Annotated in this window: 22 protein-coding genes; 15 read left to right on the forward strand and 7 right to left on the reverse strand. The window is 58.9% G+C overall.

All coding sequences use genetic code 11. From position 1 onward, the window contains the following. Positions 1–9: 9 nt before the first annotated feature. The 4 genes from AB4Z52_RS31045 to AB4Z52_RS31060 all read right to left on the reverse strand — a co-directional run bounded on the left by AB4Z52_RS31045 (position 10) and on the right by AB4Z52_RS31060 (position 4,450). Complete coding sequence (locus AB4Z52_RS31045) at positions 10–861, reverse strand: ATP-binding cassette domain-containing protein (RefSeq protein ID WP_442221712.1); 852 nt, start codon at positions 859–861, stop codon at positions 10–12. Continuing rightward, positions 854–2,038 (reverse strand): ABC transporter permease subunit, encoded by a 1,185-nt coding sequence (locus AB4Z52_RS31050; protein ID WP_442221713.1) that lies wholly within the window; start codon positions 2,036–2,038, stop codon positions 854–856. The genes AB4Z52_RS31045 and AB4Z52_RS31050 overlap by 8 nt, the downstream gene beginning before the upstream one ends. A 221-nt stretch (positions 2,039–2,259) precedes the next feature. Further along, positions 2,260–3,252 (reverse strand): ABC transporter substrate-binding protein, encoded by a 993-nt coding sequence (locus tag AB4Z52_RS31055; protein ID WP_442221746.1) that lies wholly within the window; start codon positions 3,250–3,252, stop codon positions 2,260–2,262. 292 nt (positions 3,253–3,544) lie between these two features. After that, positions 3,545–4,450 (reverse strand): sugar-binding transcriptional regulator, encoded by a 906-nt coding sequence (locus AB4Z52_RS31060; RefSeq protein WP_442221747.1) that lies wholly within the window; start codon positions 4,448–4,450, stop codon positions 3,545–3,547. 232 nt (positions 4,451–4,682) lie between these two features. On the opposite strand from AB4Z52_RS31060, the gene AB4Z52_RS31065 reads away from it, so the two are divergent. From AB4Z52_RS31065 to AB4Z52_RS31115, 11 genes are all read left to right on the forward strand, one after another. Next, a complete protein-coding gene (locus AB4Z52_RS31065; protein WP_442221714.1) occupies positions 4,683–5,600 on the forward strand; it encodes a tagatose-bisphosphate aldolase in 918 nt (305 codons plus the stop codon). Between the two features lie 15 nt (positions 5,601–5,615). Continuing rightward, complete coding sequence (locus AB4Z52_RS31070) at positions 5,616–7,076, forward strand: ROK family protein (protein ID WP_442221715.1); 1,461 nt, start codon at positions 5,616–5,618, stop codon at positions 7,074–7,076. A gap of 201 nt (positions 7,077–7,277) precedes the next feature. Then, the gene (locus AB4Z52_RS31075) at positions 7,278–7,958 is read left to right on the forward strand and encodes an MtnX-like HAD-IB family phosphatase (RefSeq protein WP_442221716.1); all 681 of its coding nucleotides are present in this window, start codon (positions 7,278–7,280) and stop codon (positions 7,956–7,958) included. A gap of 21 nt (positions 7,959–7,979) precedes the next feature. After that, the gene (locus AB4Z52_RS31080) at positions 7,980–9,398 is read left to right on the forward strand and encodes an aspartate aminotransferase family protein (RefSeq protein ID WP_442221717.1); all 1,419 of its coding nucleotides are present in this window, start codon (positions 7,980–7,982) and stop codon (positions 9,396–9,398) included. Between the two features lie 4 nt (positions 9,399–9,402). Further along, positions 9,403–10,356 (forward strand): arginase family protein, encoded by a 954-nt coding sequence (locus tag AB4Z52_RS31085; protein WP_442221718.1) that lies wholly within the window; start codon positions 9,403–9,405, stop codon positions 10,354–10,356. Further along, positions 10,353–10,706 carry a permease gene (locus tag AB4Z52_RS31090; protein WP_442221719.1) on the forward strand — a complete coding sequence of 118 codons (354 nt, stop codon included), beginning with the start codon at positions 10,353–10,355 and terminating at the stop codon, positions 10,704–10,706. The genes AB4Z52_RS31085 and AB4Z52_RS31090 overlap by 4 nt, the downstream gene beginning before the upstream one ends. After that, on the forward strand, positions 10,703–11,575 hold the full coding sequence (locus AB4Z52_RS31095; RefSeq protein WP_442221720.1) for a fatty acid desaturase family protein: 873 nt from the start codon (positions 10,703–10,705) through the stop codon (positions 11,573–11,575). Before AB4Z52_RS31090 ends, AB4Z52_RS31095 begins: the two co-directional genes overlap by 4 nt. Beyond that, positions 11,565–12,380: an alpha/beta hydrolase gene (locus AB4Z52_RS31100; protein WP_442221721.1), complete on the forward strand. Its 816-nt coding sequence runs from the start codon at positions 11,565–11,567 to the stop codon at positions 12,378–12,380. Before AB4Z52_RS31095 ends, AB4Z52_RS31100 begins: the two co-directional genes overlap by 11 nt. Continuing rightward, on the forward strand, positions 12,361–13,539 hold the full coding sequence (locus AB4Z52_RS31105) for a GNAT family N-acetyltransferase (protein WP_442221722.1): 1,179 nt from the start codon (positions 12,361–12,363) through the stop codon (positions 13,537–13,539). Before AB4Z52_RS31100 ends, AB4Z52_RS31105 begins: the two co-directional genes overlap by 20 nt. Continuing rightward, a complete protein-coding gene (locus AB4Z52_RS31110) occupies positions 13,536–13,961 on the forward strand; it encodes an EamA family transporter (RefSeq protein WP_442221723.1) in 426 nt (141 codons plus the stop codon). The genes AB4Z52_RS31105 and AB4Z52_RS31110 overlap by 4 nt, the downstream gene beginning before the upstream one ends. Further along, on the forward strand, positions 13,961–15,226 hold the full coding sequence (locus tag AB4Z52_RS31115) for a class I SAM-dependent methyltransferase (RefSeq protein WP_442221724.1): 1,266 nt from the start codon (positions 13,961–13,963) through the stop codon (positions 15,224–15,226). Before AB4Z52_RS31110 ends, AB4Z52_RS31115 begins: the two co-directional genes overlap by 1 nt. Positions 15,227–15,239: 13 nt before the next feature. On the opposite strand, the gene AB4Z52_RS31120 is transcribed toward AB4Z52_RS31115, so the two are convergent. Beyond that, the gene (locus tag AB4Z52_RS31120) at positions 15,240–16,121 is read right to left on the reverse strand and encodes a MipA/OmpV family protein (RefSeq protein ID WP_442221725.1); all 882 of its coding nucleotides are present in this window, start codon (positions 16,119–16,121) and stop codon (positions 15,240–15,242) included. A gap of 296 nt (positions 16,122–16,417) precedes the next feature. On the opposite strand from AB4Z52_RS31120, the gene AB4Z52_RS31125 reads away from it, so the two are divergent. From AB4Z52_RS31125 to AB4Z52_RS31140, 4 genes are all read left to right on the forward strand, one after another. Then, positions 16,418–17,116 carry an acid phosphatase gene (locus AB4Z52_RS31125; protein ID WP_442221726.1) on the forward strand — a complete coding sequence of 233 codons (699 nt, stop codon included), beginning with the start codon at positions 16,418–16,420 and terminating at the stop codon, positions 17,114–17,116. Between the two features lie 215 nt (positions 17,117–17,331). Next, positions 17,332–18,687 carry an O-antigen ligase family protein gene (locus AB4Z52_RS31130; RefSeq protein WP_442221727.1) on the forward strand — a complete coding sequence of 452 codons (1,356 nt, stop codon included), beginning with the start codon at positions 17,332–17,334 and terminating at the stop codon, positions 18,685–18,687. Between the two features lie 233 nt (positions 18,688–18,920). Then, positions 18,921–19,436 carry a DUF992 domain-containing protein gene (locus AB4Z52_RS31135; protein WP_442221728.1) on the forward strand — a complete coding sequence of 172 codons (516 nt, stop codon included), beginning with the start codon at positions 18,921–18,923 and terminating at the stop codon, positions 19,434–19,436. Positions 19,437–19,976: 540 nt separating this feature from the next. Next, complete coding sequence (locus AB4Z52_RS31140; RefSeq protein ID WP_442221729.1) at positions 19,977–22,637, forward strand: glycosyltransferase family 39 protein; 2,661 nt, start codon at positions 19,977–19,979, stop codon at positions 22,635–22,637. A gap of 32 nt (positions 22,638–22,669) precedes the next feature. Here the strand turns inward: AB4Z52_RS31140 and AB4Z52_RS31145 are convergent, their stop codons facing one another. Beyond that, positions 22,670–24,229, reverse strand: a complete 1,560-nt coding sequence (locus AB4Z52_RS31145) for a DUF4070 domain-containing protein (RefSeq protein WP_442221730.1) — start codon at positions 24,227–24,229, stop codon at positions 22,670–22,672. A 233-nt stretch (positions 24,230–24,462) separates the two neighbouring features. Further along, complete coding sequence (locus AB4Z52_RS31150; RefSeq protein ID WP_442221731.1) at positions 24,463–25,353, reverse strand: glycosyltransferase family 92 protein; 891 nt, start codon at positions 25,351–25,353, stop codon at positions 24,463–24,465. Between the last annotated feature and the right edge of the window lie 44 nt (positions 25,354–25,397).

Here is a 25,397-nt window from a genome sequence, read left to right on the forward strand (position 1 = left end):
CGCCTTGCCTTACCCACCGATCATGAGTTTGACGACTTCGTCGTGGTTTGTGTCCTTGATGTTTCGTTGTCCGGCGACGATGCCGCGGCGCAGGACGATGATGCGGTCTGAGACGGCGAAGATGTCCTGGAGATTGTGGGAGATGAAGACGACGCCGCGGCCCTGTGCTTTGAGCGATTTGATGAGGGCGACGACCTTGCGCTGTTCGGGGACGCCGAGGGCGGCGGTTGGTTCGTCCATGATGAGGATTTTGGCGTTCCAGTAGACGGCGCGGCCGATGGCGACGGCCTGGCGCTGGCCGCCGGAGAAGTTGGAGACGGGGGCGTCGAGGCGTTTGACGTGGAAGTCGAGGGTGGCCATGGTCTTTCTGGCAGCCTCGGCCATCGCCTTGCGGTCGATGACCGGCAGGAAGCCGAAGGCCTTGCGCATCGGCTCTCGGCCAAGGAAGATATTGCCGCCGATGGTCAGGTTGTCGGCGAGCGCCAGGTCCTGGTAGATCGTCTCCATGCCCTTGTTGCGGGCGTCCTGCGGCGAGGAGAAGTGCATCGGCTTGCCGTCGATGAGGATCTCGCCGGATGTGGGCGGATAGACGCCGGAGATCACCTTGATCATGGTCGTCTTGCCGGCGCCGTTGTCGCCGGCCAGCGCCACGACTTCGCCGGGATAGACGCAGAGCGAGCAATTGTCGAGGGCGCGCACGGCCCCGAAATGCCTGGACAGATTGCGCACCTCGAGCAGCGGCGTGGAGGACGGCTGGGTCTGGGACGKCKGGGTCTGGGACGGCTGGGTTTGGGACGGCGGGGTTTGGGACGTCGGGGTGGCCGAGAGCGGCTCTGAGGGGAGCGGCGTGGTGCTATTCATCTTGCTTTGCTCCGCTGAAGCGGCGTTGTGCCTGGTCGATGAGAACGGAAATGATGATGACGATACCGACGGCGATGAACTGCCAGAAGGGTTCGACGTCGACGAAGACGAGGCCGTACTGGATGACGGCGATGACCAGCGAGCCGGCAATGGTGCCGAGGATCGAGCCGGAGCCGCCGAACAGGCTGGCGCCGCCGATGACGACGGCAGCGACACTGTCGAGCAGCAGCGGCTCGCCGGCCTGGGCAGCGCCGGCGGTGAAGCGGGCGGCATAGAGCGCGCCGCCAAGGCCGGCACACATGGCCGACAGCATGTAGAGCCTGAGGATATGGCCCTTGATGTCGATGCCGGCGCGCCTTGCGGCCTGGGCGTTGGCGCCGATGGCGTAGTTGTGCTGGCCAAAGCGGGTCTGGCTGAGCAGATAATGCATGACGAGGACGAAGACGGCCGAGACGATGACGAGATAGGGAACGCCATAGAAGCGGCCGTTGCCGAGCATGGCGAAATAGTCGTTGCGTACCGGCACGGTGGTGCCGCCGGCCAGAAGAAAGGCGGTGCCGCGGGCGACGCCGAACATGCCGAGCGTGCCGATGAAGGGGGGAATGCGCAGCCGCGAGATCAACAGGCCGTTGATGAGGCCGGGGATGGTGGCCGACAGGACGGCGGCGGCGATGCCGACCAGCATGGCAAGCGGCAGCGGCAGATAGAGGCCGGACAGATTGGTGACATGGGCGGCGATGACGGCGGCAAGGCCCATGATGAAGCCGGTCGACAGGTCGATGCCGCCGGAAATGATCACGAAGGTYTGGCCGACGGCCAGAAGCAGGGGTGCGACGGCAAAGATGGCGATCGACTGCCAGTTGAACGGCGATCCGACGAAAGTGCCGTCAAAGGCGATGCGGGCCCAGGCCTCGAAGATGACGATCAGGGCGGCGAGGAACAGCCAGGCGCGCAGCTGGGCGATATAGGTGACGATGGTCTTGGCCTGGTCGGCATGRTCGGCCTGCGGCGCGACATGCGGCGCGACTTGGGAAGCGACTTGGGAAGCGGCTTGGGGGGCGGCTTGGGACGCGACTTGGGACGCGGGCGCGGCCTCTGGCTGAACCCCGCCTGGCTGGGCTCCGTTTGTTTGGGCGCCCGCCTGGGACGGCCCTGATGTGGTGGTTGTGGTTGTCATGGCGATAATACCTAACTGCACTGGCATGGCGCGACTGTCTTGGCGCGATTGGCATGGCGCGACTGGCATGGGGCGCGACTGGCATGGGGCGCGATTGGSATGGSGCGCGATTGGGATGGCGCGCGCTGCGCCGCCACGCGGCTGTCCAAACATCGAGGCGCGCCTTTGTCGGGCGCCGTTTTTGCCCGGCGCCCTTTGCAGAGGCGCCGGGGCGGGTGCGATCAGTTGGARTAGATGTACTTGGCGACCTTCGGGTCGGTGACGTTGGTCTTGTCGATGACGGTAAAGCCGGTGCCGATCGAAGTCGGGATCGAATTGCCGGTCAGGTGGGCATAGGCCGCCATCACCCCGAAATAGCCGATCTCGGCCGGATGCTGGGCGATCGCCAGGTCGACGAGGCCGGCATTGATGTTGTCGACGATGCTGGTCGGCGCATCGAAGGCGACGACGCGCACCTTGCCGGTCTGGCCGGCCTGCTGGACGCCGTTTGCCGCCCCGAGCGCCGAAAACAGATTGGCGCCGAAGACGCCGACGAGATCGGGATTGCGGGCAAASACCGCCTGCAGCTGCGAGGCCGCCTTGTTGGCGTCGTCATCGTTGAACTGGGTCTCGAGMACCTGGATGCCGGGATGGTTGTCCTTCATCTCCTTCTTGAAGCCCTCCTCGCGCTGGTCGGTKGTGGAGATGCCCGGCTTGACGTTGGAGACATAGACCTTGCCCTTGTCGCCGACGGCCTTGGCCAGCGCCCTGGCGGCGATCTCGCCGCCAAGCACGTTGTCCGAGGCGATGTAGGCAAGCGGGAAATCGGCAGCACCCGCGCCCGACTGGTAAACGCCGTTGCCGATGAAGGTGTCGACGGTGATSACGGGAATGCCGGCATCGGCCGCCTTCTTCAGCGGCTGGATCAGCTGGTCCTTGTCGGTCGGCGCAATCAGGATGGCATCCGGCTTCTTGGCAATGACGGCGTCAAGCACCGGCACCTGCGTCACCGGATTGAAATCCGGCGCGCCCTGGAACACCAGCGTCGCCCCCACCGCCTTGGCGGCTGCCTCCGCCCCCTTGCGCATGGTGATGTAGAAGGCATCCGTGGTCAGGCCCGGAAYAAGCGCGATGGTGAACTTCTTGTCCGCCGCCTCAGCGCCTGCCCCCGAAAACCCAACCGCCGATACCGCAGCCAGTGCCGCAGTGGCCTTGAAAAACGAACGACGCTCCATGGTGTCCTCCCTGATCGAGCTGTTCACAAAAATCACAAAACCCACACGATCTCCTCAAAGCGGCGGGTCGTCACATCATCTCGTGAGGTTGCGACTTCGTCAATGAAATTTTTTCCTGCAATTAATTTCTTAAGTTTCGAGGTCAGTTTTTGTGTGGTTTGCGGGAAGGACGGGCTTGCGGAAAAGACGCCATTCCAGGGCTCGCAGGTCACTCGCGATGCGAACCATGCCGATGGTCGTCGCGGGCTCGGAAGGGCCGATATGGCGGCGAATATGTAAAACCGACGGACAGTCAGACGGAGGAGAGACTATCGAGAATTGCTTGAGCGGTCTTGGTGTCCGTCACCAGAGCATTGATCATCTTTGAGCGCACGGCCCCGACTATGCCAAGCGCCTTTTCTGCGCCGGCGGCGACGCCGATCACCAGTGGGGTTGCAGCCAATTGCACGGGCGATGCGGCAATCATGCGATCTTCGCCATCCCAGTGCAATATTTCCCCCGTTCCGTCGAAGTAGTGGCGGATGACATCCCCGGCGACCTGATGGAGCGCCTGCTCGTTCGGCGTCGCGGCGCTGGCTTCCGGCGGGTTGATCGCATGTGGCAGGCCGATGCCGACGATCGCGACATCCATCCGGTCCCACATGGCAACGGTTTCCGTTACCGTCGGATCGTTGAGAAACGCATCGCGCAGCTCCGGCGAGGAAAGGTAGGGCGCGTGGAGGAAATGCGGCGTGCCGCCGAGTTGTTCGGCCGCCTGTCGGACGAACTCGTTGATCTGGAAATGCGGAGCCGGCTGCTGCATTCCGCCCGTCATCGGGACGGTAACGATGCCGGGAATTCGGGGCAGGCCAGCAAGTATGACCTCTCGGATCGCCCGCCCCCAGCCGATGCCAAGCACCGAATTTGCGCGCAGGCCCGCCTCCTTCAACAAGGAGCCGAGCGGCGTCGCCAGGGCGCCGAGCACGCCGGAGTTCGGCGTATCGATGACGGCCGCCGTCTTAAGCCCCAGTCGCTTGACGAGTTCGGCGGTGATTTCCTCCGGCGAGATCAGACCGATCACCTCGATGCGGACGATACCTTCGGCGCGGGCTCTATGCAGCATGCGCGATATCGTTGCCGTCGAAACGCCGAGACGCCTGGCGATATCGACCTGCGACATCTCCGTCTCGTAGTGAAGCTTGGCGACCATGTGCAACATGGTTCGCGAAGCCGCGCTCTCTTGAATCGGCGGAACTGACATCTTGCAATTCCTTTCTGCAATGTGTTACATTCTAGTTCCAGGTGAGGTGTTATCGCCCAAATTTCCCGAATTCGCAATCTCGGACGGTCTGGACCCGGCCGTGGCCGCTGACGTGTGTCCGCGAGAACCGGGAAGAACTGCGAAACGTCTCATGACTTGCCCGGAAGGCGAAGCTTAAAGGAAGACAGATATGACACGGATGACAACGGCAGAACTACGTGGGTATCAACAGATTTGCGGGCCCGATGGCGCGATGATGGTGATTGCCTGCGATCAACGCGGCGGCATGCGCAGCCTGCTTGCATCCGAGCCGGACGAGCAGGCCAAAATCGGAAATGATGTACTGGGCAACACCAAAGCCGATATCACGAGATACCTGGCAAGCAAGGCGTCCTGCGTGTTGGTCGATCCGATTTGCGCGGTCCCGCATCTCGTCAATGACGGGGTGATCGCCCGGGACACGGCTTTGCTGATCGGGCTCGATGCATCTGGTTGGGAAACGTCGCCCGAGGGATACAGGCTGTCGACACTGGTTCCCGATATTACCGCGCGGAAGGTGCGAGAACTTGGCGCCACCGGCGGCAAGATCATGGTCTACCTTAGAAGTGACAGACCGGATGCAAACACACGCAACATCGCCACCCTGCACCGGTGCATCGAAGACTTCGCAAAAGAGGACCTTCTGCTGGTGGTCGAATTCCTTACCTATCGGCTTGAAGGCGAAAGTGCCGAGGAATATGCCGCCAAGCTGCCGGAACTCATAACGGAGGGATGCCGCATGTCGCTTGGGTGCGGTGCCAAGCTTTTGAAGATTCCCTATCCAGGATCGCCTGAGGCCTGCGCGGCCGTCACGAAGATTTCGGCCGATGTTCCCTGGGCCGTACTGTCGGCAGGTGTCGATCATGAAACCTTCCTCAGTCAGGTAGAGATTGCTATGATGAACGGTGCCTCGGGTGTGATTGCCGGCCGATCATTGTGGAAGGACTGCATTTCGCTGGATCGCGAAATAACCCGCCACAAATTGGAAACGATTGCGGTCAAGCGCCTGCGAGAAATCCAGGCCGTGATCGCACGTTACCAGAATGGCGGGAAGACCAAGGCAGCCTGAGCGAGCGAGTGACCCATGCCTGACAATACGAGCACAATCGGCGTCGATATCGGCGGCACCAACATCAGGGCTGCCCGCATTTCCCGACAGGGCGAAATTCTCGAAAGGATTTCGGAAAAAAGCAACAATGATCCCGAGATCGCCTTGGCGCGCATCATCGAAATGATCAAGCGGCTTGATGGGCCTGATGTCGTTGCGATCGGCATCGGGGTGCCGGGCCGAGTGGATGGCCGCACGCGCGCGGTCCTATCAGGCGGATATCTCGATCTTTCCAGGATAGCTATGGCCGAGACCGTCGAGACGTCGATCGGCAAGCCGGTCGTTGTCGACAATGATTGCAACATGGCGCTCGTCGCTGAGATTGCGATCGGCGCCGCAGCGGGACGATCCAATGTGGTGATGTTTACCATCGGAACCGGCATCGGCGGCGCAATTGCCGAAAATGGCGAGATTGTCCGCGGTGCCCGGCTGGCCGGGCAGCTTGGCCACATCACCGTCGATCACGAGGGTCGGGATTGCGTTTGCGGCCGTCGAGGCTGCGTCGAAACGGAAAGCTCCGGCACTGCGTTGCGGCGGCATATCGTCGAGGCCGGCTTGCCGCCGGCGACGTCGGCCGATGCGCTCTTCACGCTAGAAGAACAAGGCGATGACCGCGCTCGAAGGGTGCTTCACGATTGGGCGGTTCCGCTAAGAGCGGCGATCGATACAGTCTCTGCAACGCTTGATCCCGATCTGGTGCTGCTTGGCGGCGGTTTGGGAGAGGGGGCAGCACGAGCGGTTGCAGCAGCACCCGCAAGGGCTGCCTGGTTTCAGCCGCCGGTGGTTGCGGCATCGCTCGGTGACGATGCCGGCGTGATCGGCGCTGGGCTTGCGGCGCTCGCCGGCAGGGTATCGCCAAGCGTCACCCCGTCGGCAAAGCCGCCTCATCTCGGCAAGAGAGCGGTACTCGTCAACGGCATACCGGCCTCCGGCAAGAGCCGCGTGTCGCTTGGTCTTTCGCAAAGGACAGGGTGGCCGGTGCTGGGTCTCGACATCATAAAGAACCCGTTTCTCGAACACTTGGGCGGAGCCGACCGGGAATTTAACCGCACGCTCGGCAAGGCAAGCTACCAAGCCATATGGTCCGTCATCCAGGCGGCTCCCGAGGGATCGACTTTCATCGTCGATGCATGGTTCGGTTTTCAGCCATTGGCGCTGCTGCGCCAGCACATGACCATGGCCGGCGTGGACCATGTGGCGGAGATATGGTGCCATGCGCCGGCAGAGGTCGTGGCTGAGCGCTATTCCGCCAGACTGGGAGAGCGACTGCCCGGTCACCCGGACGCGTCCTATATTCCGGAGCTTATCGAACTCGCCAAACGGGCGGAGCCGACGCACTTCGGGCCGCTATGTTCCGTCGATACGACGCAGCCGGCCGATTTCGAAGCCGTGTTGCGATGGGTGATGCCCGCGCTCGAGGAGCACCCGAAAGGCTAAGGCATTGCGTGCCCTGCCGCATATAGCGGATGTGCCAAGACAGATGGTCCGCTGAAGGAAGCTCCCGCACTTGACGTCCAACTTTAATGCGCCATTTCTGCCCGGCAGATGGTGCCGCGTGTCGCACGTTCGCAGGTTGCGCCTTCATCCCCGCCTCATAAACGGATGGTAAACCCTGCCTGAATTTTAAGTGGGGTATCCATGCAGGTATATTGTGATTTCGACGGCACGATATCCGTCGAAGACGCGACGGATTTTGTACTTTCTAGATTAGCAAGTTCGGAATGGGAGAGTATCGAGGACGAGTGGAAGCAGGGACTGATTGGTTCTGCTGAATGCATGAGACGCCAGATCGGGCTCATTCAGGCAAGCCGCGCGGAACTTGATGCTGTGCTGGACATGGTTGCAATCGACGCAGGTTTCAAGAATTTCCTGAGCTTCTGCAGCCAGCAGGGCATCCTGGTGACGATCATCAGCGACGGCGTGGACTATTTCATTCGCCGAATCCTCGCCAACCACAATATTGGTCACTTGCCGATAGTCGCCAACAGACTGACCGATCACGTTGTCGATGGAAGACATGAATATGTGCTTTCATCGCCCTTTAGCGATCCGGATTGTGCCTCAGGTGCTGGCGTGTGCAAATGCATCGCCGTCAACAGCCCGGATCAGCGGATATATATCGGCGATGGCCGCAGTGATTTCTGCGTGTCCGACAAGCCGGAGATTGTTTTTGCAAAGGACGGGCTGGCCGAATTTTGTGGCGAGCAGAGCATCCCCTTCATTCAATTTTCTGATTTCACCGACCTTCTTCAAGAGATGAGGGTCATGTTGCCGGAGCTGGCCCGGCATCGCCGACTAAGCAATGCAATCATCGCATAAAAACAGACCGAGAGGCATTCAATGAGAACGAACGTTGCGGAAATCCTGAACGAAGATATCCAGCCGATCAGGACGGAAGCGGAACTGCGCGCCCTGGAAGAAACCTACTGCTCCCATGGCGACACCGTTCACTATTCCGCGAACCCAAAATTCTTTGACGCATGCGAAGGCTCCTATGTCTTTGATGCCAAGGGGACGCCATTTCTCGATCTGCAGATGTGGTACTCGGCGATCAATTTCGGCTATCGAAACGAACGCCTGAATGCCGCCGCGCACAGCCAGCTCGATCGGTTGCCGCAGGTTGCCTCGCAATATCTGCATCGTGAAAAGGTCGAATTGGCCGCCATGATCGCCCAGGATGCGGAGCGGAAGTTCGGGCACAAGGGCAGGGTCCATTTCAACGTCGGCGGTTCGCAGGCGGTAGAAGATTCATTGAAGCTCGTGCGCAACTTCACCGGCGGCAAGAGCCTGATGTTCGCCTTCGAGGGCGGTTATCACGGGCGTACGCTTGGTGCATCGGCGATCACGTCGAGCTATCGCTATCGCCGACGCTACGGTCATTTTGGCGACCGCGCTCAGTTCATCGAGTTCCCTTATCATTTCCGCGGCCCGAAGGGCATGTCGAAGGAAGAGTACGGCGATCATTGCGTGCGCAAGTTCGCCCGCCTGTTTGAAAGCGAATATAACGGCGTCTGGGACCCGAAGACCGGGATTGCCGAATATGCCGCCTTCTACGTCGAGCCTATTCAGGGCACTGGCGGCTATGTCATTCCGCCCATGAATTTCTTTATCGAACTGAAGAAGGTGCTGGATCAGTACGGCATCCTGATGGTGGTCGACGAGATCCAGATGGGGGTCTATCGCACGGGCAAGCTCTGGTCGATCGAGCATTTCGGCGTCTCGCCCGACGTTCTCGTCTTCGGAAAGGCCATTACCAACGGGCTCAATCCGCTCTCGGGTGTCTGGGCCAAGGAAGAAATGATCAATCCAGTCATTTTCCCGCCGGGGTCGACGCATTCGACCTTCGCGAGCAATCCGATGGGGACCGCCGTGGCGCTTGAGACAATGAAAATGGTCAACGAGCAGGATTTCGGCGCAACTGTTATGGCCAAGGGGGCCTATTTCCTCGATGGGCTGAAGCAGTTGCAGAAGCGTCATGCCATCATCGGCGATGTCGATGGCCTTGGTTTGGCGCTGCGCGTCGAGATTTGCAAGGAGGATGGCTATACGCCCGACAAGGCCACGATGGATTGGCTTTGCGACGAAGGCATGAAAGGCGATCTGCAGGTTGGAACCAAGATGTACGGGCTCGTCCTTGACGTCGGCGGTTACCACAAGAACGTCATCACCTTGGCGCCGAATCTGCTGATCTCGCATGAGGAGATCGATCTCGCGCTTGCTCTGCTTGACCAGCTCTTGATCCGCGCGGCCCGGAGATGAAACGTTGAAGCTCCTTCTTCTTCATCTCGATGATGCGTTGGAGTTACAGCCGGACTTCGTGCGCGCCTGCGTCCAGGCCGGGGCGGAGCAACTGAGTGATAAAGACAGCGGCCGGACAGTCAGGCTCTGGAGCAAGCAAAAAGCTCTGGACCAGCTCGGCCGGAGCATCGCTAGAAATATGGCGGGCGCCGGCCGAGGCGCCCAGCTCTGCTTCATGGGTTCGGGCGATTTCCACCACATCACCTCATTGCTACTTTCCGAGGTTCTGGAGCGGCATCAGGTTCCAACCACGCTGATCCATTTCGACAATCATCCCGACTGGGTGAAGTTCGACGGCGGCCTGCATTGCGGCTCCTGGGTGAACAGTGCTCTGTCAAACAGCAACATCCAGAAGGTCATCACAGTCGGCGTCTGCAGCAAGGATCTTCGCAGCCCCGAATGGAAAGGTGCCGATCTTCACTGGTTGAAGCAGGGAAAGCTGGAACTCTATCCTTACGAACATCCGCCAAGCAGGGTCGTTGCCGACTATGGAAGCGGCGCCAGCTACATCCAGGAAGACGGCGCATTGCACTGGAAGTCGATTGCCACGATTGGCGAGGGCAACTTTGTCGGCCATCTGCTTAGCCGCATCCCGTCAGAAGCGGTCTATATCACCATCGACAAGGATGTTCTTGCCTCCGACGACGCGGTGACGAATTGGGATCAGGGCAAGATGCGGCTTCCCTACCTGCTGTCGCTGATCACCGAAATCGGCAGCCGGCACCGGATCATCGGCGCCGATGTAATCGGAGACTACTCGGCGCCAAGCTATGCCGGCAATCTCATCACGCGCGTGTCGAAGAAGATCGAGATCCTCATCGACCAGCCACGGGTGCATAGCCAGCCGGAAACGAGGCGAAACATCAACAGTGCTGCCAATCATGCACTGCTCGAAGTTTTGGCGGAGCACATGACATGAGCGGCACCCTGACATTGCCGATGCTGGGCCTCATCCTTTTCTGCGTGTTGACGGAAATGGCCCGCGAGATCTGCTTCAAGCAATCGGCCCAGTCGGGCAGCGTGCTTGCTGCGGTCGCAAAGCCGTTGACGTGGCTTGGAATTGCCTTCTGGGCGGTGGAACTCGTCGCTTGGACGGCGGTGCTGACGCGGGTTCCGCTCACCATCGCTTTCCCACTTATGGCGCTCAGCTATGTCGCGATCGCGCTGGCTGGCGTCTTGATCTTCAAGGAACGTATCAATCTGCGCCATGCGGCAGGCGTGTTCTTCGTGACCGCCGGTGTGGCCTGTGTCGGAGTAACCGGACTATGAAAGTTTTTGCTCACACCAGATGGGATCTAGCGCCTGTTTTGGCCGCAGTCGCGCATCTCGCTTTCAATATCTACCTGATCGCCGGCTTCGAAAGCCGGCCGCTTTGGGTATCGGCCGTTCTGGGCGCGCTCTACGCCGTGTCGATCTCCTGGAACATCAACAGCATATCGCACAATTTCATCCACACGCCCTATTTCAGCGTGCGCTGGATGAACCGTGCTTTCAGCCTGCTGGAATCGGTGACGATCGGATTTTCCCAGACCTATTATCACTGGGTGCATATGCGCCACCACTCCGGCAACAGCGACCGGCCTGACGACAAGGGTGACACGGTCGATCTGCTGTCGATCTATCGCCACGGCCGGGACGGCGAGCCCGAGAATGTGTGGTCCTACACATTTCTGAGCTTCTTTCGCGACGACCTCGGAGATATCCACGCCTCGATCGCCAGCAAGCGGCCGTTCGAGGCGAAATGGGGTCGTTTCGAACTTGTGTTCTTCCTCGGTGCGGTAGCGCTGGCGCTGGTCTATGACTGGAGAGCCGTGCTGTTCTTCGTGCCGTTCTACTATCTCGGCAACTGCCTTTCGTCGCTCAACGGCTATTACGAGCACCTGCATGGCGACCCGGACGAACCGATCGCATGGGGTGTCAGCAGCCACAAGTCGTTCTACAACTGGCTGTGGTTTGGCAATGGCTACCATGCGGAACATCACTATCGTCCGCGCACGCACTGGACGAAGCTGCGGGTTCTTCATGAACAGATCAAGGACGAGCAGGAAGAGGCGGGTGTTCACGTGATCAGCACCTGCCACGCGCTCGGCTTCATGGCGAAGGAAAATCGCCAGGCGGAGTTCGCTGATGAGTTCTGACGATCTCAGTTTTTATATCGAGGGAACGAACGGCAAGGGCGTGGTGCTGATCCATGGCCTGACCGGCGCGCCTGCCGAAATGAAACTTGTGGCACGCCAGCTGAACCGTAAGGGCTACAGCGTCTATGTGCCGCTTCTGGCCGGCCATGGCGGCACGGTGGCAGCACTTCGCCAGTCGAACTGGAAGGATTGGCTCGAAAGTGTGCTGCAGGCGTCCGAATTGATGGCGACCCGCGTGCAGGAGGTCTATTCTGCAGGCATCTGCGTCGGCGGAAAGCTGTCGATGCTTGCCGCCGACCGCGCTCCCGGGGTGATCAATGCGGTTGCGATCTATTCGCCCTGTTTTCGCTACGATGGCTGGGATGTGCCTTTCTACTATCCGCTGCTTTCGTCGCAGGTCGGCTGGCTGTCGCGGATACCTTTCCTGGACCGGATCAATTTCAGCGAGACGGCCTCGCTTGGCATCAAGGACCAGCGCATGCGGCGGATGATCGAGGGCATGGCCAGCAATGGCATTCTCGAGAAGTTCCCTGGAAAGGGACTGGTCGAGATGTACAAGCTCGGCAATGCCCTGAAGAGCAGATTGTCGCAAATCCACACCCCGACGCTGATCCTACACGCTGTCGAAGACGACCTCAGCAGCCCGAAGCATGCGCGCTACATCGCCGAACATCTCGGCGGTCCGCACGAGCTGAAATGGATCGAGGACAGCTACCATATGATCCATGTCGATCGGCAGCACCGGCAGGTTGCCGACTTCACCGCTGAGTTCTTCGAGGCAAGCCATGCTGCAAATCGCGCCTGACCGTTTCCAGCCAGTGCCGGGCTCGCAACCGGCAGCGCCCGGTCTTCTGGTGTCCCAGGTCGCCAGCAGTATCCGCGACATAGGCCGCGATGCCTGGAATGCCTGCTATCCCGGGCAAGTCGAGGATTTTGATTGCCTGCTTGCCATCGAGCAAGCTGGAATCGAGGGTTTCACCTGGCGCTATATCACCGTTCTGGCGGACGATAGGGTCGTTGCAGCAATGCCGGCTTTTCTCTGCCCCTATTCGCTTGATACCACATTGGAAGCCGGCTCCATCCGGCGGACCATCCATCGGATCAAGCAGATTTTCCCGGGCTTCCTCACGCTCAAGCTTGCCTGCCTTGGGTCGCCCTGCACGGAGACCGGGGTTGCAGGATTTCATCCAGACGTTCCCGACTATCTCCGGGCGGTTCTATTTGCCCGCTTGCTCGACGCCTTCGAAGCCCATGCCGCTACAGAGGGCTGCTCGCTGATAGGGGCCAAGGATATCGCCGGCCAGACAGCGCCCGAACTCGTTGCGCTGCTTTCGGAGCGTGGCTATGCCGCAATCGGCGGCTTGCCAACGGCGTGGCTCGACATCGATTTTGACAGTATCGATGCCTATATGGCGCGCCTTTCGGGCGGGACTCGCAAGGATATGCGTCGCAAGCTCAAGTCTTTCGGTGACGTTCGAGTGGAGATCAGGACCGATTTCGGCGATCTGCTGCCGCGGGTCATGGAGCTCTATGCCAATACGCGCGACCGCAGCGAATGGCAGTTCGAAGAGCTGACAGCAGAATATTTCTCGGGCATCCTTAACCACATGAAGGGGCGTTCGTTCTGCTGCTTCTATTTCGTCGGCGACCGGCTTCTCGCCGCCAATCTGCTTGTTCACAACGAGGAAACGCTGATCGACAAGTTCTTTTGCATGGATGGCGAGGAGGGGCGGCCCTATAATCTCTATTTCCTCAGCTGGTTCACCAATCTGCGCTACTGCCTCGACCGCGGCCTCAATCGCTACCAGAGCGGCCAGGCCTATTATGAAAACAAAGTGCGGCTCGGCAGCAAGCTGACCCCGAACTCGATGTTCTTCCGCCATCGCAACAGGCTTGTTCAGGCGGTCCTGCGATTGGTGTCGCCGCTGTTTTCCGCCGATGAGGCAAGTGGGCAGCGCCAATGACCTCGATGCGACTTTCCTGGTTTGCGGTTCCAGTGTTGAACACCCTGTTTCAGGTCTTCATCAAGCGCGCAGCAGCGCAATTGGATCCTTCCGCCGCCTGGCGTGACTGGCTGCCGCAGGCGCTTGTCTCCCATTGGATACTGGCGGCGATCGTCGTGGAGATCGTCTGCTTCGCGATCTGGATGACTGTTCTTGCCGAGCTTGATCTCGGCAAAGCGTTTCCGCTCTCCGGCATCAGCTATGTGCTGGTTATCGCGACAGGGTGGTTCGTGTTTGGCGAACCAGTGGTCGCGTTGCAGCTTGTCGGCAGCGGTCTCATCCTTTTCGGCGTCTGGTTGATCGCCGGTTCGAGCAACACGCAGGAGGGTCATGCGCCCTCCGAACGGACATCGGAACTGGCCGGTGCCGGGAGGAGACACTGATGGCCCGTACCGGAACGGAAGATAGTCCGCTGGCGACCCGCCGGATCGGGTTCAACTCGCTTTCCGACTATGCTTTGAAGACAGCACTTTCCCATATCGTGACACGTGGTTCGTTGACCGTTCTTACGGCGGCCGGCCGCGTCCTCTTTTTCGGTGACGGCAGCGGCGAACCCGTTGGCGTCCGCTTTGCCGATGTTCGGGCGCAATGGGCCTTCCTCATCGATGCTGATCTCAGGCTCGGCGAACTCTACATGGACGGCCGTTTCATCGTCGAGCAGGGGACGCTATATGATTTCGTCGCGATGATGCTTCGCGAGGCGCAGAATTCCACCCATCCCCTGGTCGCGCGCCTGATTGACAATGCACGGACACGCCTGCGGACTTTTCGTCACCGCAATCTGCCGGCAAGATCCAAGCGCAACGTCGCCCACCATTACGATCTTGACGCCAAGCTTTACGATCTGTTTCTGGATGCGGATCGCCAATATTCCTGCGCCTATTTCGAGCACTCCGGCCAAAGTCTGGAAGAGGCACAGCTGGCAAAGAAGAAACACCTTGCTGCCAAGCTGTTGGTCCAGCCCGGAAACAGCGTCCTCGACATCGGCTGCGGGTGGGGCGGTCTGGCGCTGCATCTTTCCACCGACGCTCCGGGTGGCCGTGTCCTCGGGATTACCCTGTCCGAAGAACAGCTCGCCTATGCGTCGAAACGCGAGCACGAGCGTGGCAAGGAAGCGGCTAAAGTCGATTTTGCCCTGCAGGATTATCGCAGTCTTGAGGGCCGTTTTGACCGAATTGTCTCCGTCGGCATGTTCGAGCACGTCGGACTGGCCTCCTATGGCGCGTTTTTCAGCAAGTGCGCATCACTTCTGAACGATGATGGGGTCATGGTGCTCCACACCATCGGATGTTCCGCGACGCCGGGTTTCACCACGCCTTGGCTGGACAAATACATCTTCCCCGGCGGCTATATCCCGGCACTGTCCGAAATCGTTCCGCAGGTCGAGCGTGCGGGTCTTGCCATAAACGACGTCGAGGTGCTGCGCCTTCACTACGCGTGGACGCTAAGCCACTGGCGCGATCGTTTCATGGCGCGCTGGGCGGATGCGGCCAGGCTGTACGACGAGCGATTCTGCCGGATGTGGGAATACTATCTTTCGACAGCTGAGGCCGCTTTTCGCCATGAGGACCTCGTCGTGTTCCAGATCCAGATCACCAAGCGCAACGACATCGTCCCGACGACCCGTGATTACCTGGTTGAAGCCTGATCTGCCGGTGGGCTTAAAAGTCGATCTGGAATGAATGGTTGATCGCAAAGCCGACTATGTTCTGATTGTTGGTGCCGATATCAGAGGTGATCGGGCTGCTGGCCGCGTCGGCTGTCAGGCGATCATACCTGTCGTAAACCTGGACGCTCCACGCCGGCGAGATGGTGTAGGTCGCGGCAACCATCAGCCCGACCGACTTGACGCCGCCTTGTGCGTCAAACGCCGGCAGCACGCCATTGGCGGCTGACTCTCTTTGGGAAATTCCAAAGTTGCGACGCATGTAGGTATTGTTTCCGAGGGATAGTCGAGGCCCGGCAGATAGAACGAGACTATCGGTAACCGGCTGAAACCAGTCGAGCGAAAGGTCAGCCACGAGACCATCGCCGGCGCGAAGCGCCTGGCGGGCTTCCACGCGGACCCTCAGCCGATCCTCAATTGGCCAATATTGGACAAAGGCGCCCGCATCCAGGCCCCAATGGATCTTCTCAAGACCGGACAGGCGATGGTCGTCCGAGGCGGAGCGGCTTTCGCGGATACCTACCACCGGACCGATCTCGATGCCATTGAAATCGATGAGGGTGTAATCGATGTCGTCGTCCGGCGCGCTGTAGCCAGCCGGCTCGCCAAGCCGGCGAAAATCGAAGGACGGCATGGCGCTGAAAGAGGAATGTTTAGATCCGGCATAGGACGGACCATATTCGACGCTGCCGCCCAATGTTATGATCCACGAACTCTTCTTATCCGATGCCGGAGAGGAAGCGTCGTCGGCCCTGACGGTTGTCGCGGCAATTGAAAACAATGCCACAATCGCGGCTACACGTGCCACTGAAAAGACCGTGCCGCCTTTTCGAAATGACGGCTGACTTGCCTGCATGGTACGCCCCACTGATGCCATGATGACCTTGTCGATCTCGCTTCACAGGCAATTGGCGCCGGTCCCCTATCTACAACGCCGCCCGGTTGCGAAGCAACCTTTTCGACACGAGCCTACGGGGCCAGGCTGACACAGGCCTGAATTACTCATGGCAACCAATACGCAAGTCGCCTTCTGTCTGCAAGTCCCCCGCGATTTGCTTTGCCCGCGGTCAAGACATGAAACTTGTCGCCTCGTTGTCGTGGGCTATGCGTTGTCACAAAGTTAAGACCATCGATTGCTACGTTCGGCGGTCACTGAGTTGAAGGACCCCAAACATGCGCCATCTCATCAAGATATTCGCGGTCATTCTCGCAATCGGTTTTGCCCTTCCTGCTGCTGGCCAGGATGCAAAGCCATTCTCCGATGCCAAGGAAATCAATCTCCTCACGCTCCTGCCAACGCCGCCTGCCAACGATTCGGCCCAGATGAAGGCCGAATTGGCGGAAATTCTCACGCTTCAGGTTACGCGTACGCCTGAAATGTCTGCTCGCGCAGTCGCCGATGCTGAAGAAAATGTCTGGCGCTTCGCCGATGTCATCGACAACCCGAAATTCACCAAGGAGAACCTTCCGAAGTTTTCCGCCTTTTTCGACCGGATAGTCGAAACTGAAGGTGCGGTCGTCGATCCGGCAAAGGATGTCTGGAAGCGCCCTCGGCCGCATCTCTATAGCGATCTGGTCAAGCCGATTGTCCCGCTGTCGAAGTCCGGCGCATATCCTTCAGGCCACACGACTGTCGGAACTTTGATGGGCATCGTTCTTGCAAACATGGTGCCGGAAAAGAAGGCGCCGATCATGGCTCGCGCCTGGGAATACGGTCACAATCGTCTTGTTGGCGGGATTCACTACGCGTCTGATATCGAAGCCGGCCGCATCGCAGGCACTGTTATCGCACAGACGATAACGACCCACGACGACTACAAGAGCGAATATGAAGCGGCCAAAGCGGAGCTGCGGACCGCCCTCAGTCTATAAGGGCGCCAACCACACCAACGACGAAAGCGAGATGCTCCGGGCCTGAAGCAGGCCCGGCGCATTTTTTGTCTTTCCGCCGCGGCCGCCAACAGATCGCAAGTCGGAAGCTCATTCTGAGCTCATAATCCTGGGATACAGATTTGCAATAATTCGCAGTTGTCAGGGTCGAATATTCGCTCTGACCCGAGAGTGGCCACGGTCAAGGGTGTTAAGCGATGAATTCAGTCAGCCGGCTTTCAGCCTCACGGTCATCCTCGGAAACGGGGTGGGTTGCGGTCACGAGCTGCCTCTGGCTTCTCATGGCATCGGCCACCCTGGTTGAGAGTTATGCCTACCGCTATGCCGGCGCCGTGTTGGCCCTGATCGCACTTTATCAGTACATGAAAACGGCGCCCCATCTGCCGATGGACTGGCGCGGCTGGCTGTGCGTTGCCTGGGGCGTCTATGCATTGGGCCGTTTTTTAATCGAGTTTTATCTGCTACCCGATCATCCAGCCGGCGATCGCGAGCTGCTATTCGGCATTCCCCTGGCATTTCCGCTGATTGCGTTCATTTTCTTTCTGTGCTGGCAGGACATGGAACGCATTGTAGCGGTCTATTTTGGAATTGCGCTCCTCACCATTGCCACCACGACGCACTATCAGCTCATTTTCGCGGGCGAGACCGTCCGCCCGCTCATTCAACATAACCAGATTCACGGGGCGGTTTGCTGCGGCATCATTTTGATTGCCGCGACCTGCTGGATGCTTCACTACCGGACCACGCCGAACGCAGACAAGACGCTCAAGCTGCTTTCAGCACTGATAACGCCGCCGCTGATCATTCTTTGCCTTATTGGCATCTACGGCGCCAAATCCAAGGGCGTCTGGCTGGCCCTCGGTCTGACATCGCCCGCCATCGCCTTCGTCATCCTGCGCGATCTGAGACCGCGGATGGGTATGCTCATCATTGCCGGCGTCGCGGTCATCCTTGCCTTTGGCGTTTACGCCGTCCGCGGAAATCTTGAACGGACGGCCGGCCAGACCGTGGCTTCGACGTTCTTCATGCTGGAGGATGTCAAGACCGGCAAGACGCTCGACGCAGCAGTGTCGCAGACGATCGATGATCACAGCACGCCCCTGTCGATGGACGAACGATTGCAACTATGGGCCAATGCCTGGGAGGTGTATTCGACAGCCCCGATATTTGGCTGGGGAAACGAGTGGATCGTTCGTTGGCGCCATTCGCACTACACAGGCGTCAACTATACGCTGACGCATAACGGCTACCTGGAAATTCTGGTGCGATACGGTCTGGCCGGTGCCGCATTTCTCTCGGTTATGCTTTTCGTTTTTTGCCGTTCCGTCTATCAGGCAGCGTCTGCGGCCATCATCCCGCGTGCCGCCTTGCACGCATATTTCCTCATCCTGCTTTTCTTCGCATTCACCCTTCTCAGCAACTCGAACAACCGGCTGGCGATTGGCGAAAGTCTGGCGATCCTCAGCGCTGCCGTTGCGCTGGCATGTCAGTTGAAGCTTCGATCCGCCAATTCGGTCGTAGCGGCTCGACCTCAGGCACTGCAACTGACCTGAGGCAAGGGAGGCGGTGAAATATTGGCAGGCGATGCGGTTTGTTCGAGCCGCGTGAGCGGCGGTCGAACAAAAAGCCATTGGGGCGCGTTTGTCTTTTTAAAGCCTTTGTCTCGCATTACCCCCTTGAGATCATTCCGCAATGGCTTACGTTTTAGTTGCGGAAATCGTCACTTAGAGAGCGGCGTGCAATGCGTCCGCTGCATTTTCGTCACCGATTTTGGAAGGATATGATCATGAATAAGCCTGCTCTGGCACTTCTCTCGACGATTTTGACTTTGGCTGGTGCGACGGCGGCAAGTGCTGCCGACCTGATCACCAACTACCCGGAGCAGGACGAGCGCAACCGCGTGAAGATCGGCTATCTCACCTGTGACATCGGCGGAGGCGTCGGCTATGTTCTTGGCTCCGCCAAGGAAATCGACTGCGTTTTCCATTCTTCGTCATCAGGCGCACTGTCCGACCATTATAGCGGCGCCGTCAGGAAATTCGGTGTCGATCTTGGATTTACCACGCGCAGCCGGCTTGTATGGGCAGTGTTCGCGCCAACCGCCGGTTACCATCGTGGTTCGTTGAGCGGCCTTTACCAAGGTGCTACCGCCGAGGCCACCATTGGCGCCGGGGTCGGTGCGAACATATTGTTTGGCGGCACATCGGGCTCCATCCATCTCCAGACGGTCAGCGTAACGGGGCAGTTGGGGCTGAATATCGCGGCCAGCGGCACGTCGATGACGTTGAACGCCTTAAACTGAGCTCTTCAAGTGCACGTGGTTGTGGATTGATCATCTCAATTCGCTCTCCTTAGCGTGCGTAGGCGCGCTGGAAACGGCCACCTGGCCGTTTCCTTATGGCTCCGCCGACGGTGCAATAGCTGTCGCAGGCCCCTGAGGCGAAATCCCCGCGTCGATGCGCAACGACCGCCCGATCATGCAGCTTCGGCCACTATTTCCCTTTCATCGTCCTTGTTGCACTTAGCGCTCTTTCCTCCTGATGGCCGTTCTTCGCCGGCGCGGCGCCGGGTGGGGAAGGTAGCCTTCAGGTGACTGTCAGCTTCGTTGGCGATAGTTACCGCTTGGCTAAAAAAGGATACTGTCATAAATGAAGCGGGTGCAGATCGCGATTTACGCAGGCATTCATATCTGGCTGCACCAGCTTACAACCGCTCGGGTGTCCTCACGCTCCAGCTCTATGTCCGTGGCGGTTAGACGGTCGTGAGGTCCTCCCACACTCTTTCGGGTCGGTCACGAAAGTCGACCGAGGTAGCTACGTTGCATCAGAGTACAACATCCCCTATGACCACCAAAATCCAGCAACTGATTTCGGTTGTTGTTCCGACCCTCAACGAGACTGACAATATCGACGTTCTTCTGTCGGTCTTGCTGGCGCAATCAGGCGGCGATATAGCCCTCGAAGTCTTGGTGGCCGACGGCGGATCGACCGATGGCACCGTCGAGCGCGTCCGCGCGTGGGAAGCCAAGGCCCCTGTCAGGCTTGTGAGCGGCGGCGGCAAACGTGGATTGGCAGGCGACGTGCTTGCGGCGGCAAGATCTGCAACCAGCGATATCGTCGTTGTGATGGACGCTGATCTCAGCCATCCGGCAGAAGAACTGCACAACCTCGTGCGGCCCATCATCGAAGGCACAAGCGATATGGTGGTCGGCAGCCGGTATGTGCCGGGCGGTTCCACGCCCGATTGGCCGCGGGGCCGTCGGCTCCTGTCTCGGCTCGGGGGAGCCTTGGCCTGGCCGTTGACCGACCTGGAAGATCCGATGTCCGGGTTCTTCGCCGTGCGCAAGGAGCGGCTTCTGGCCGTTGATCCGACCGCGGCCGGCTTCAAGATCGGCCTTGAGATCATTGCCGAAGGCGGTGATGCGCTTCGGCTGACGGAGATTCCTATTGTCTTCCACGACAGAGTACGGGGACAAACGAAGATCGGATGGGCGCAGATGGCTGCCTATGCCCGCCGCGTTCTGGTCCTGGCGGGAGGTTCGGTTTCGCTTGGAAACGCGGCTCGCTTCGCAGCAGTCGGCCTCATTGGCCTTGCCCTCGATATTCTGATCTTCCAGATATTGTTTGGAATGGGCTTCAGGCTGGTGACGGCCCATGTCGTAAGCTTCGTTGTTGCCACTGTCTCCAACTATTTCCTGAATTCCAGATGGGCGTTCGCAAATGACGGGCCGGCTCCAGCGGAGCGGGACTGGCCGCGCTACATGCGCTTCATGGCGATCTGCATCCTTGCTTTTTCGTTGCGAGGTGGGGTGCTTGCAGGTGCCGTCGAATTGCTCGGATGGCCGCCACAGGCGGCGATCCTCCTTGGCGTCGCAGTTGCTGCCGTCATCAACTATTTCGGCAACGCCTTCTTCGTATTCCCGGCTGCGAATGTGCGCATGCCGTCCGACGTCCGGTGGCGCGTCGCGGCGATCGGCGTCTTGTGTTACGTGCTGGCACTTAGGTTGGTCTTTCTCGGTCTTGTGGACCTCGTGCCGGAGGAAACCTACTACTGGAACTATTCCCAGCATCTCGACATCGGATATCTCGACCATCCCCCGATGGTCGCCTGGCTGATCTGGGCGGGAACAAGCCTCTTCGGCAATACGGAGTTTGGCGTTCGTATCGGTGCCTATCTCCTGTGGATGGTCACTGCCTATTTCGCGTTTCGGTTTTCGCGCAATCTCTTTGGAAAATCGCCGGCTTTTGTCAGCGTCCTTCTTGTAGCGCTGCTGCCATTTTTCTTTTCCTCCGGCTTCATGATGATGCCGGACGTGCCTCTGACTGCTGCGTGGGCGGCCATGCTCTATTATCTGGAGCGGGCGCTGATCGCCGACAATCGCCGGGCCTGGTGGGGTGTGGGCATAGCGCTGGGTTTCGGCATGCTGTCAAAATATACGATCGCGCTGCTCGGCCCCGCCACGCTCCTCTTCATTCTTCTGGACCCGAAGGCGCGGCGTTGGTTGCTGCGGCCGGAGCCTTATCTTGCCGCCGTCGGCGCCGCGATCCTCTTCTCTCCGGTGGTTTACTGGAATGCGACCCATGGCTGGGCGTCGTTTTCCTTCCAGACATCGCAGCGCCTGGAAAGCTCGGTCAATTTCTCGTTTCCAGCTCTGGTCACGAGTGCTCTGATCCTGTTGACGCCGATAGGTCTGATGGCGGCCATTGGCGTCCTGGTGTCGAGAAGCGGCCAGATGTTCATGGGAAAAGTGGACGGCGATGCGTCCCGCAAGTCCCTGTTTATCAAGATCTATACCATCGTCCCATTGTCCGTTTTCGTAGCATTCAGCTTGTTTCATGAGATCAAGCCGAATTGGACGGGACCGCTGTGGCTTGCCGTTCTCCCGGCGATTTCCGCAACGATCGTTGCAGCCCTTGGCAATATGTCGAGGTTTGACGGTTTCATGCGGCGGCTGTGGGTTCCAACCGTGACGATCACGCTGGTATTCTACGGACTTGCCCTGCATTACCTTGTTCTCGGTTTTCCGATGGTCGGGTATTTCGGCAATATCCGCACGCTGCCGGTCGCGTGGGAGGAGTTCGGCCAGCAGGCTGGGTTGATCGAACGGACCGTCGAGCAGGCGACCGGCAAGGAAGTGCTGCTTGCCGGAATGGACAAGTATTTCGTCGCGAGCGAGATCGCTTTTTACAATCGGCAGGACCAGGATACCGTGCGCACCTCCGTTGGTCGCGGCCCCTTCGGCGAAGATGGTCTGATGTATGATTACTGGTTCAAACCTGCCGACATGAAAGGACGGACCGTTATTCTCTACGGGCTGAAGAGGAACGATCTCGACCAGGACACCATCGCCGGGCATTTTGCCCGCCTGACCGACATCATTGAGCAGAAGGTCACGAAGAACGGCGCGCCGGTCGGCAGCTTTTTCTACCGGATCGGATATGATTTCCGTAGCTGTCTGCCGCTCGTCGCCTCGACATCAGCGGTGGCCTGTCAGGGGGAGTGAGGCTGTCTCATTCCCCGGAGTCGTCAAAAGCGTCAGAATGAATTGACGATTTCGCCCCCGGATCTCATTTTCCCGACCATGAGATGCGCGTGATAATGCATGGCGCATTTGATTGCGTAGATCTGCAGCACCAGGGGAGATGGTCGCCGCAAGAGCAGCTTCAATAGGCGCTGGCGATAGATTTGCCGTAACGGGGCTTCTCGCACCAGACGCATCAGTCTGAAGAAGATGCCGGCTGCTTCCAGAGCCCACATGCTGTTCAGTGCCAATAGCCGGAACGGATGGCGACGCAGGTATCGCAACCGCGTCCGTTCCGGTTGAATTCGTGCGTCGATATAGAGCGAGTCAAGCCGGTCAAAATAAGCCGACGGGCTGTGAAGGTCGCTCATGACAGAGACATATCCGTCGCGCAGGATTTCACGGCTGAGGTTCAGCGGGATGACATTCGTGCCAAAGGCGGGCGGATCGTCGAGATCAAGCCGGCCTTCCTTGGAAAGACGGGTGTAGAGCGGCGTTTTTGGGATGGCGGTCAGCATGCCGACCATGGCGTTTACGATCCGTGCGTCCTTTATGAATGTGCGCTGCGCGTCGAATATCGTGGCGTCGTCGCTGTCAAAGCCGAGAATCATGCCACACCACACCTCCATCCCTGTTTGCTGGATCGTGTGTATCTTCTCGAGCATCGTCCCCCCTTTCCGCAGGTTCTGAAGCTTCTTTGTCTCCTTCAGGGCAGCTTCGTTGGGAGTTTCGACGCCGATGAATACGACGCGTATATTGGCGTCGACCATCAATTGCATGAGCTCGGCATCGTCGGCCAGGTCGATCGAAGCTTCGGTCAAAAACGTCATCGGGTAGTGATGGCTTTCCTGCCAGGCCACCACGTCACGCAGAACGTCCTTTATTGCCTTCTTATTGCCGATGAGATTGTCGTCGACGATGAACGCCGTATCCATGCCGACGGCAAGCAACGCCTCAATCTCAGCAAGGATCTGCGGGCTTGTCTTGATCCGTGGCTTTCGACCGAACACCACAATGATATCGCAAAACTCGCAGGTAAACGGACAGCCTCGGGAGAACTGGATGCTGCCGACGGCGTAGTCGTCCATCTTGAGAAGGTCGAATCGCGGAACCGGCACAGTGCTCATGTCGGTCTTTTCGGTTTGCTCATAGCGCGTGGAATGACGACCTTCCTGCCATTCGAGCAGGAACTGCGGCCAGGTCTGTTCCGCCTCGCCGACGAAAATCACATCGGTAAGCCCGTCGAAATAGTCCTCCTGGACGGTCACCCAGGGGCCTCCGACAACGACGAAGCAATCGCGCTTCCTCAACTCCTTCAGGATTGCCAGCATGCCGGCGCGCTGAACGATCATGCCGGTCAGGCCGACAATATCCGCCTTGGCACAAAGATCGTAGTCGATGGGCTCGACGTTTTCATCGATCAAGGTGACTTGGTGGTCGGGCGGCGTGAGTGCCGCCAGAAGGGGAAGACAGGCGACAGGAAGATTTGCCTTCGCGTCAAAAAGGGGAAGTGCGTGTTCAAGCCCCCAATAGGAGGTTTCGAAACGCGGATTGATGATGACGATATGGGCCAATTTCTACCGCTCCGTGGTTGCGAAGTTTAAGTCCGGTGATCCTGATAGGCCTGCTCTCAATCACTGACATTAAAGGGCGAGCGATCGCCTACGCAGCACCTGATTGGCGCGCCCTTTGCAGAAACAGTCGGTCCATGTCTAGCAACTCTATATGAGCGCAATATTAGTTTTCATTAAATTATCGCGGCAGGCAATCCGGCCCGCACCGCTGACCGACTGCCGGAAATAGTGCTCTACGAACTCACACGTCTTGGTCCGGTATTTTGCCAGGCAAAGATTTTTGCCTTGAGGGCGGGAAGGAACCGCTGGATGGTATCATCCCGCACGCCGAGTTCCTCTATCTTCCTGAAGGAAGCCCACCGCTTGTCTGCTGGAACACCGAGCTGCGTGCCTCGCACGTTGGAGCCGTTGACCTTCGCGGAAAACTCCTCGAGCGAGCGCGTATAATAGTGGTTGTAGCGAATGACGTCGGTCTTCAGTTTTTGCGGCTGTCGCCTGGGATAGCGAACAAGCGGTTCCCCATCCTCATTATAGCCAACGTCGGAACTGTCCCTATAGTTGAACCAATGTGCGCTTTCAATCGATGAGACGCGACCCGGCTGTACGATCGACTTGACGTTGAGGAGGTCGTCGTGGTTGCGTTGCGTCATCATCGGTACGGCCTGACGGAAATTCTCCGTCACCAGACCGCCAGGGATTGCGCGGTGCCCGTTTGTCCCGAAATTTATCCCAGCCACGCCGATGCCGTGCAGATGTTCACGCTCTTTCAAAATCGCCGTCAGGGACAAAGCATCGGTTGGCAAGACGAACTCATCGACGTCGAAGAAAGCCATCCAGGTCGTGCTCATGCCGAAATTGGCGATGGCGTGAGCGTTGGCCAGGCGCTGGGTGTTTGACCAAACGCTGAAATGTTGCCAGGGCACAAGGGTGACGAAGCCCGCTTCCTGATAGGGGAGCAGGATCGACAGCGAGTGATCCGTCGAGCCGTTTTCATAGATGTAAAAATGCTCAACGCCCATGAGCAGATGAAACTGGAGCCATTCGTCCAGATATCTCGCGTCGTTTTTGATGACGGTCGTGCAGGTCAGGTAATTTCGCCGGGGGGAGGGCAGGAGTTCCGGCAACCATACTGGCTCATTGAGAACCGATTCCTGAAACCGACGTCGTC

Source organism: Rhizobium sp. 2YAF20, from assembly GCF_052114685.1.
GTDB lineage: Bacteria > Pseudomonadota > Alphaproteobacteria > Rhizobiales > Rhizobiaceae > Rhizobium.

Excerpts from the sequence above, each read along its gene's own strand:
- AB4Z52_RS31060 (WP_442221747.1), bottom strand. The coding sequence starts at position 4,450 with ATGTTGCACATGGTCGCCAAGCTTCACTACGAGACGGAGATGTCGCAG.
- AB4Z52_RS31065 (WP_442221714.1), top strand. The coding sequence starts at position 4,683 with ATGACACGGATGACAACGGCAGAACTACGTGGGTATCAACAGATTTGC.
- AB4Z52_RS31070 (WP_442221715.1), top strand. The coding sequence starts at position 5,616 with ATGCCTGACAATACGAGCACAATCGGCGTCGATATCGGCGGCACCAAC.
- AB4Z52_RS31075 (WP_442221716.1), top strand. The coding sequence starts at position 7,278 with ATGCAGGTATATTGTGATTTCGACGGCACGATATCCGTCGAAGACGCG.
- AB4Z52_RS31080 (WP_442221717.1), top strand. The coding sequence starts at position 7,980 with ATGAGAACGAACGTTGCGGAAATCCTGAACGAAGATATCCAGCCGATC.
- AB4Z52_RS31090 (WP_442221719.1), top strand. The coding sequence starts at position 10,353 with ATGAGCGGCACCCTGACATTGCCGATGCTGGGCCTCATCCTTTTCTGC.
- AB4Z52_RS31095 (WP_442221720.1), top strand. The coding sequence starts at position 10,703 with ATGAAAGTTTTTGCTCACACCAGATGGGATCTAGCGCCTGTTTTGGCC.
- AB4Z52_RS31100 (WP_442221721.1), top strand. The coding sequence starts at position 11,565 with ATGAGTTCTGACGATCTCAGTTTTTATATCGAGGGAACGAACGGCAAG.
- AB4Z52_RS31105 (WP_442221722.1), top strand. The coding sequence starts at position 12,361 with ATGCTGCAAATCGCGCCTGACCGTTTCCAGCCAGTGCCGGGCTCGCAA.
- AB4Z52_RS31110 (WP_442221723.1), top strand. The coding sequence starts at position 13,536 with ATGACCTCGATGCGACTTTCCTGGTTTGCGGTTCCAGTGTTGAACACC.
- AB4Z52_RS31115 (WP_442221724.1), top strand. The coding sequence starts at position 13,961 with ATGGCCCGTACCGGAACGGAAGATAGTCCGCTGGCGACCCGCCGGATC.
- AB4Z52_RS31120 (WP_442221725.1), bottom strand. The coding sequence starts at position 16,121 with ATGGCATCAGTGGGGCGTACCATGCAGGCAAGTCAGCCGTCATTTCGA.
- AB4Z52_RS31125 (WP_442221726.1), top strand. The coding sequence starts at position 16,418 with ATGCGCCATCTCATCAAGATATTCGCGGTCATTCTCGCAATCGGTTTT.
- AB4Z52_RS31130 (WP_442221727.1), top strand. The coding sequence starts at position 17,332 with ATGAATTCAGTCAGCCGGCTTTCAGCCTCACGGTCATCCTCGGAAACG.
- AB4Z52_RS31135 (WP_442221728.1), top strand. The coding sequence starts at position 18,921 with ATGAATAAGCCTGCTCTGGCACTTCTCTCGACGATTTTGACTTTGGCT.
- AB4Z52_RS31140 (WP_442221729.1), top strand. The coding sequence starts at position 19,977 with ATGACCACCAAAATCCAGCAACTGATTTCGGTTGTTGTTCCGACCCTC.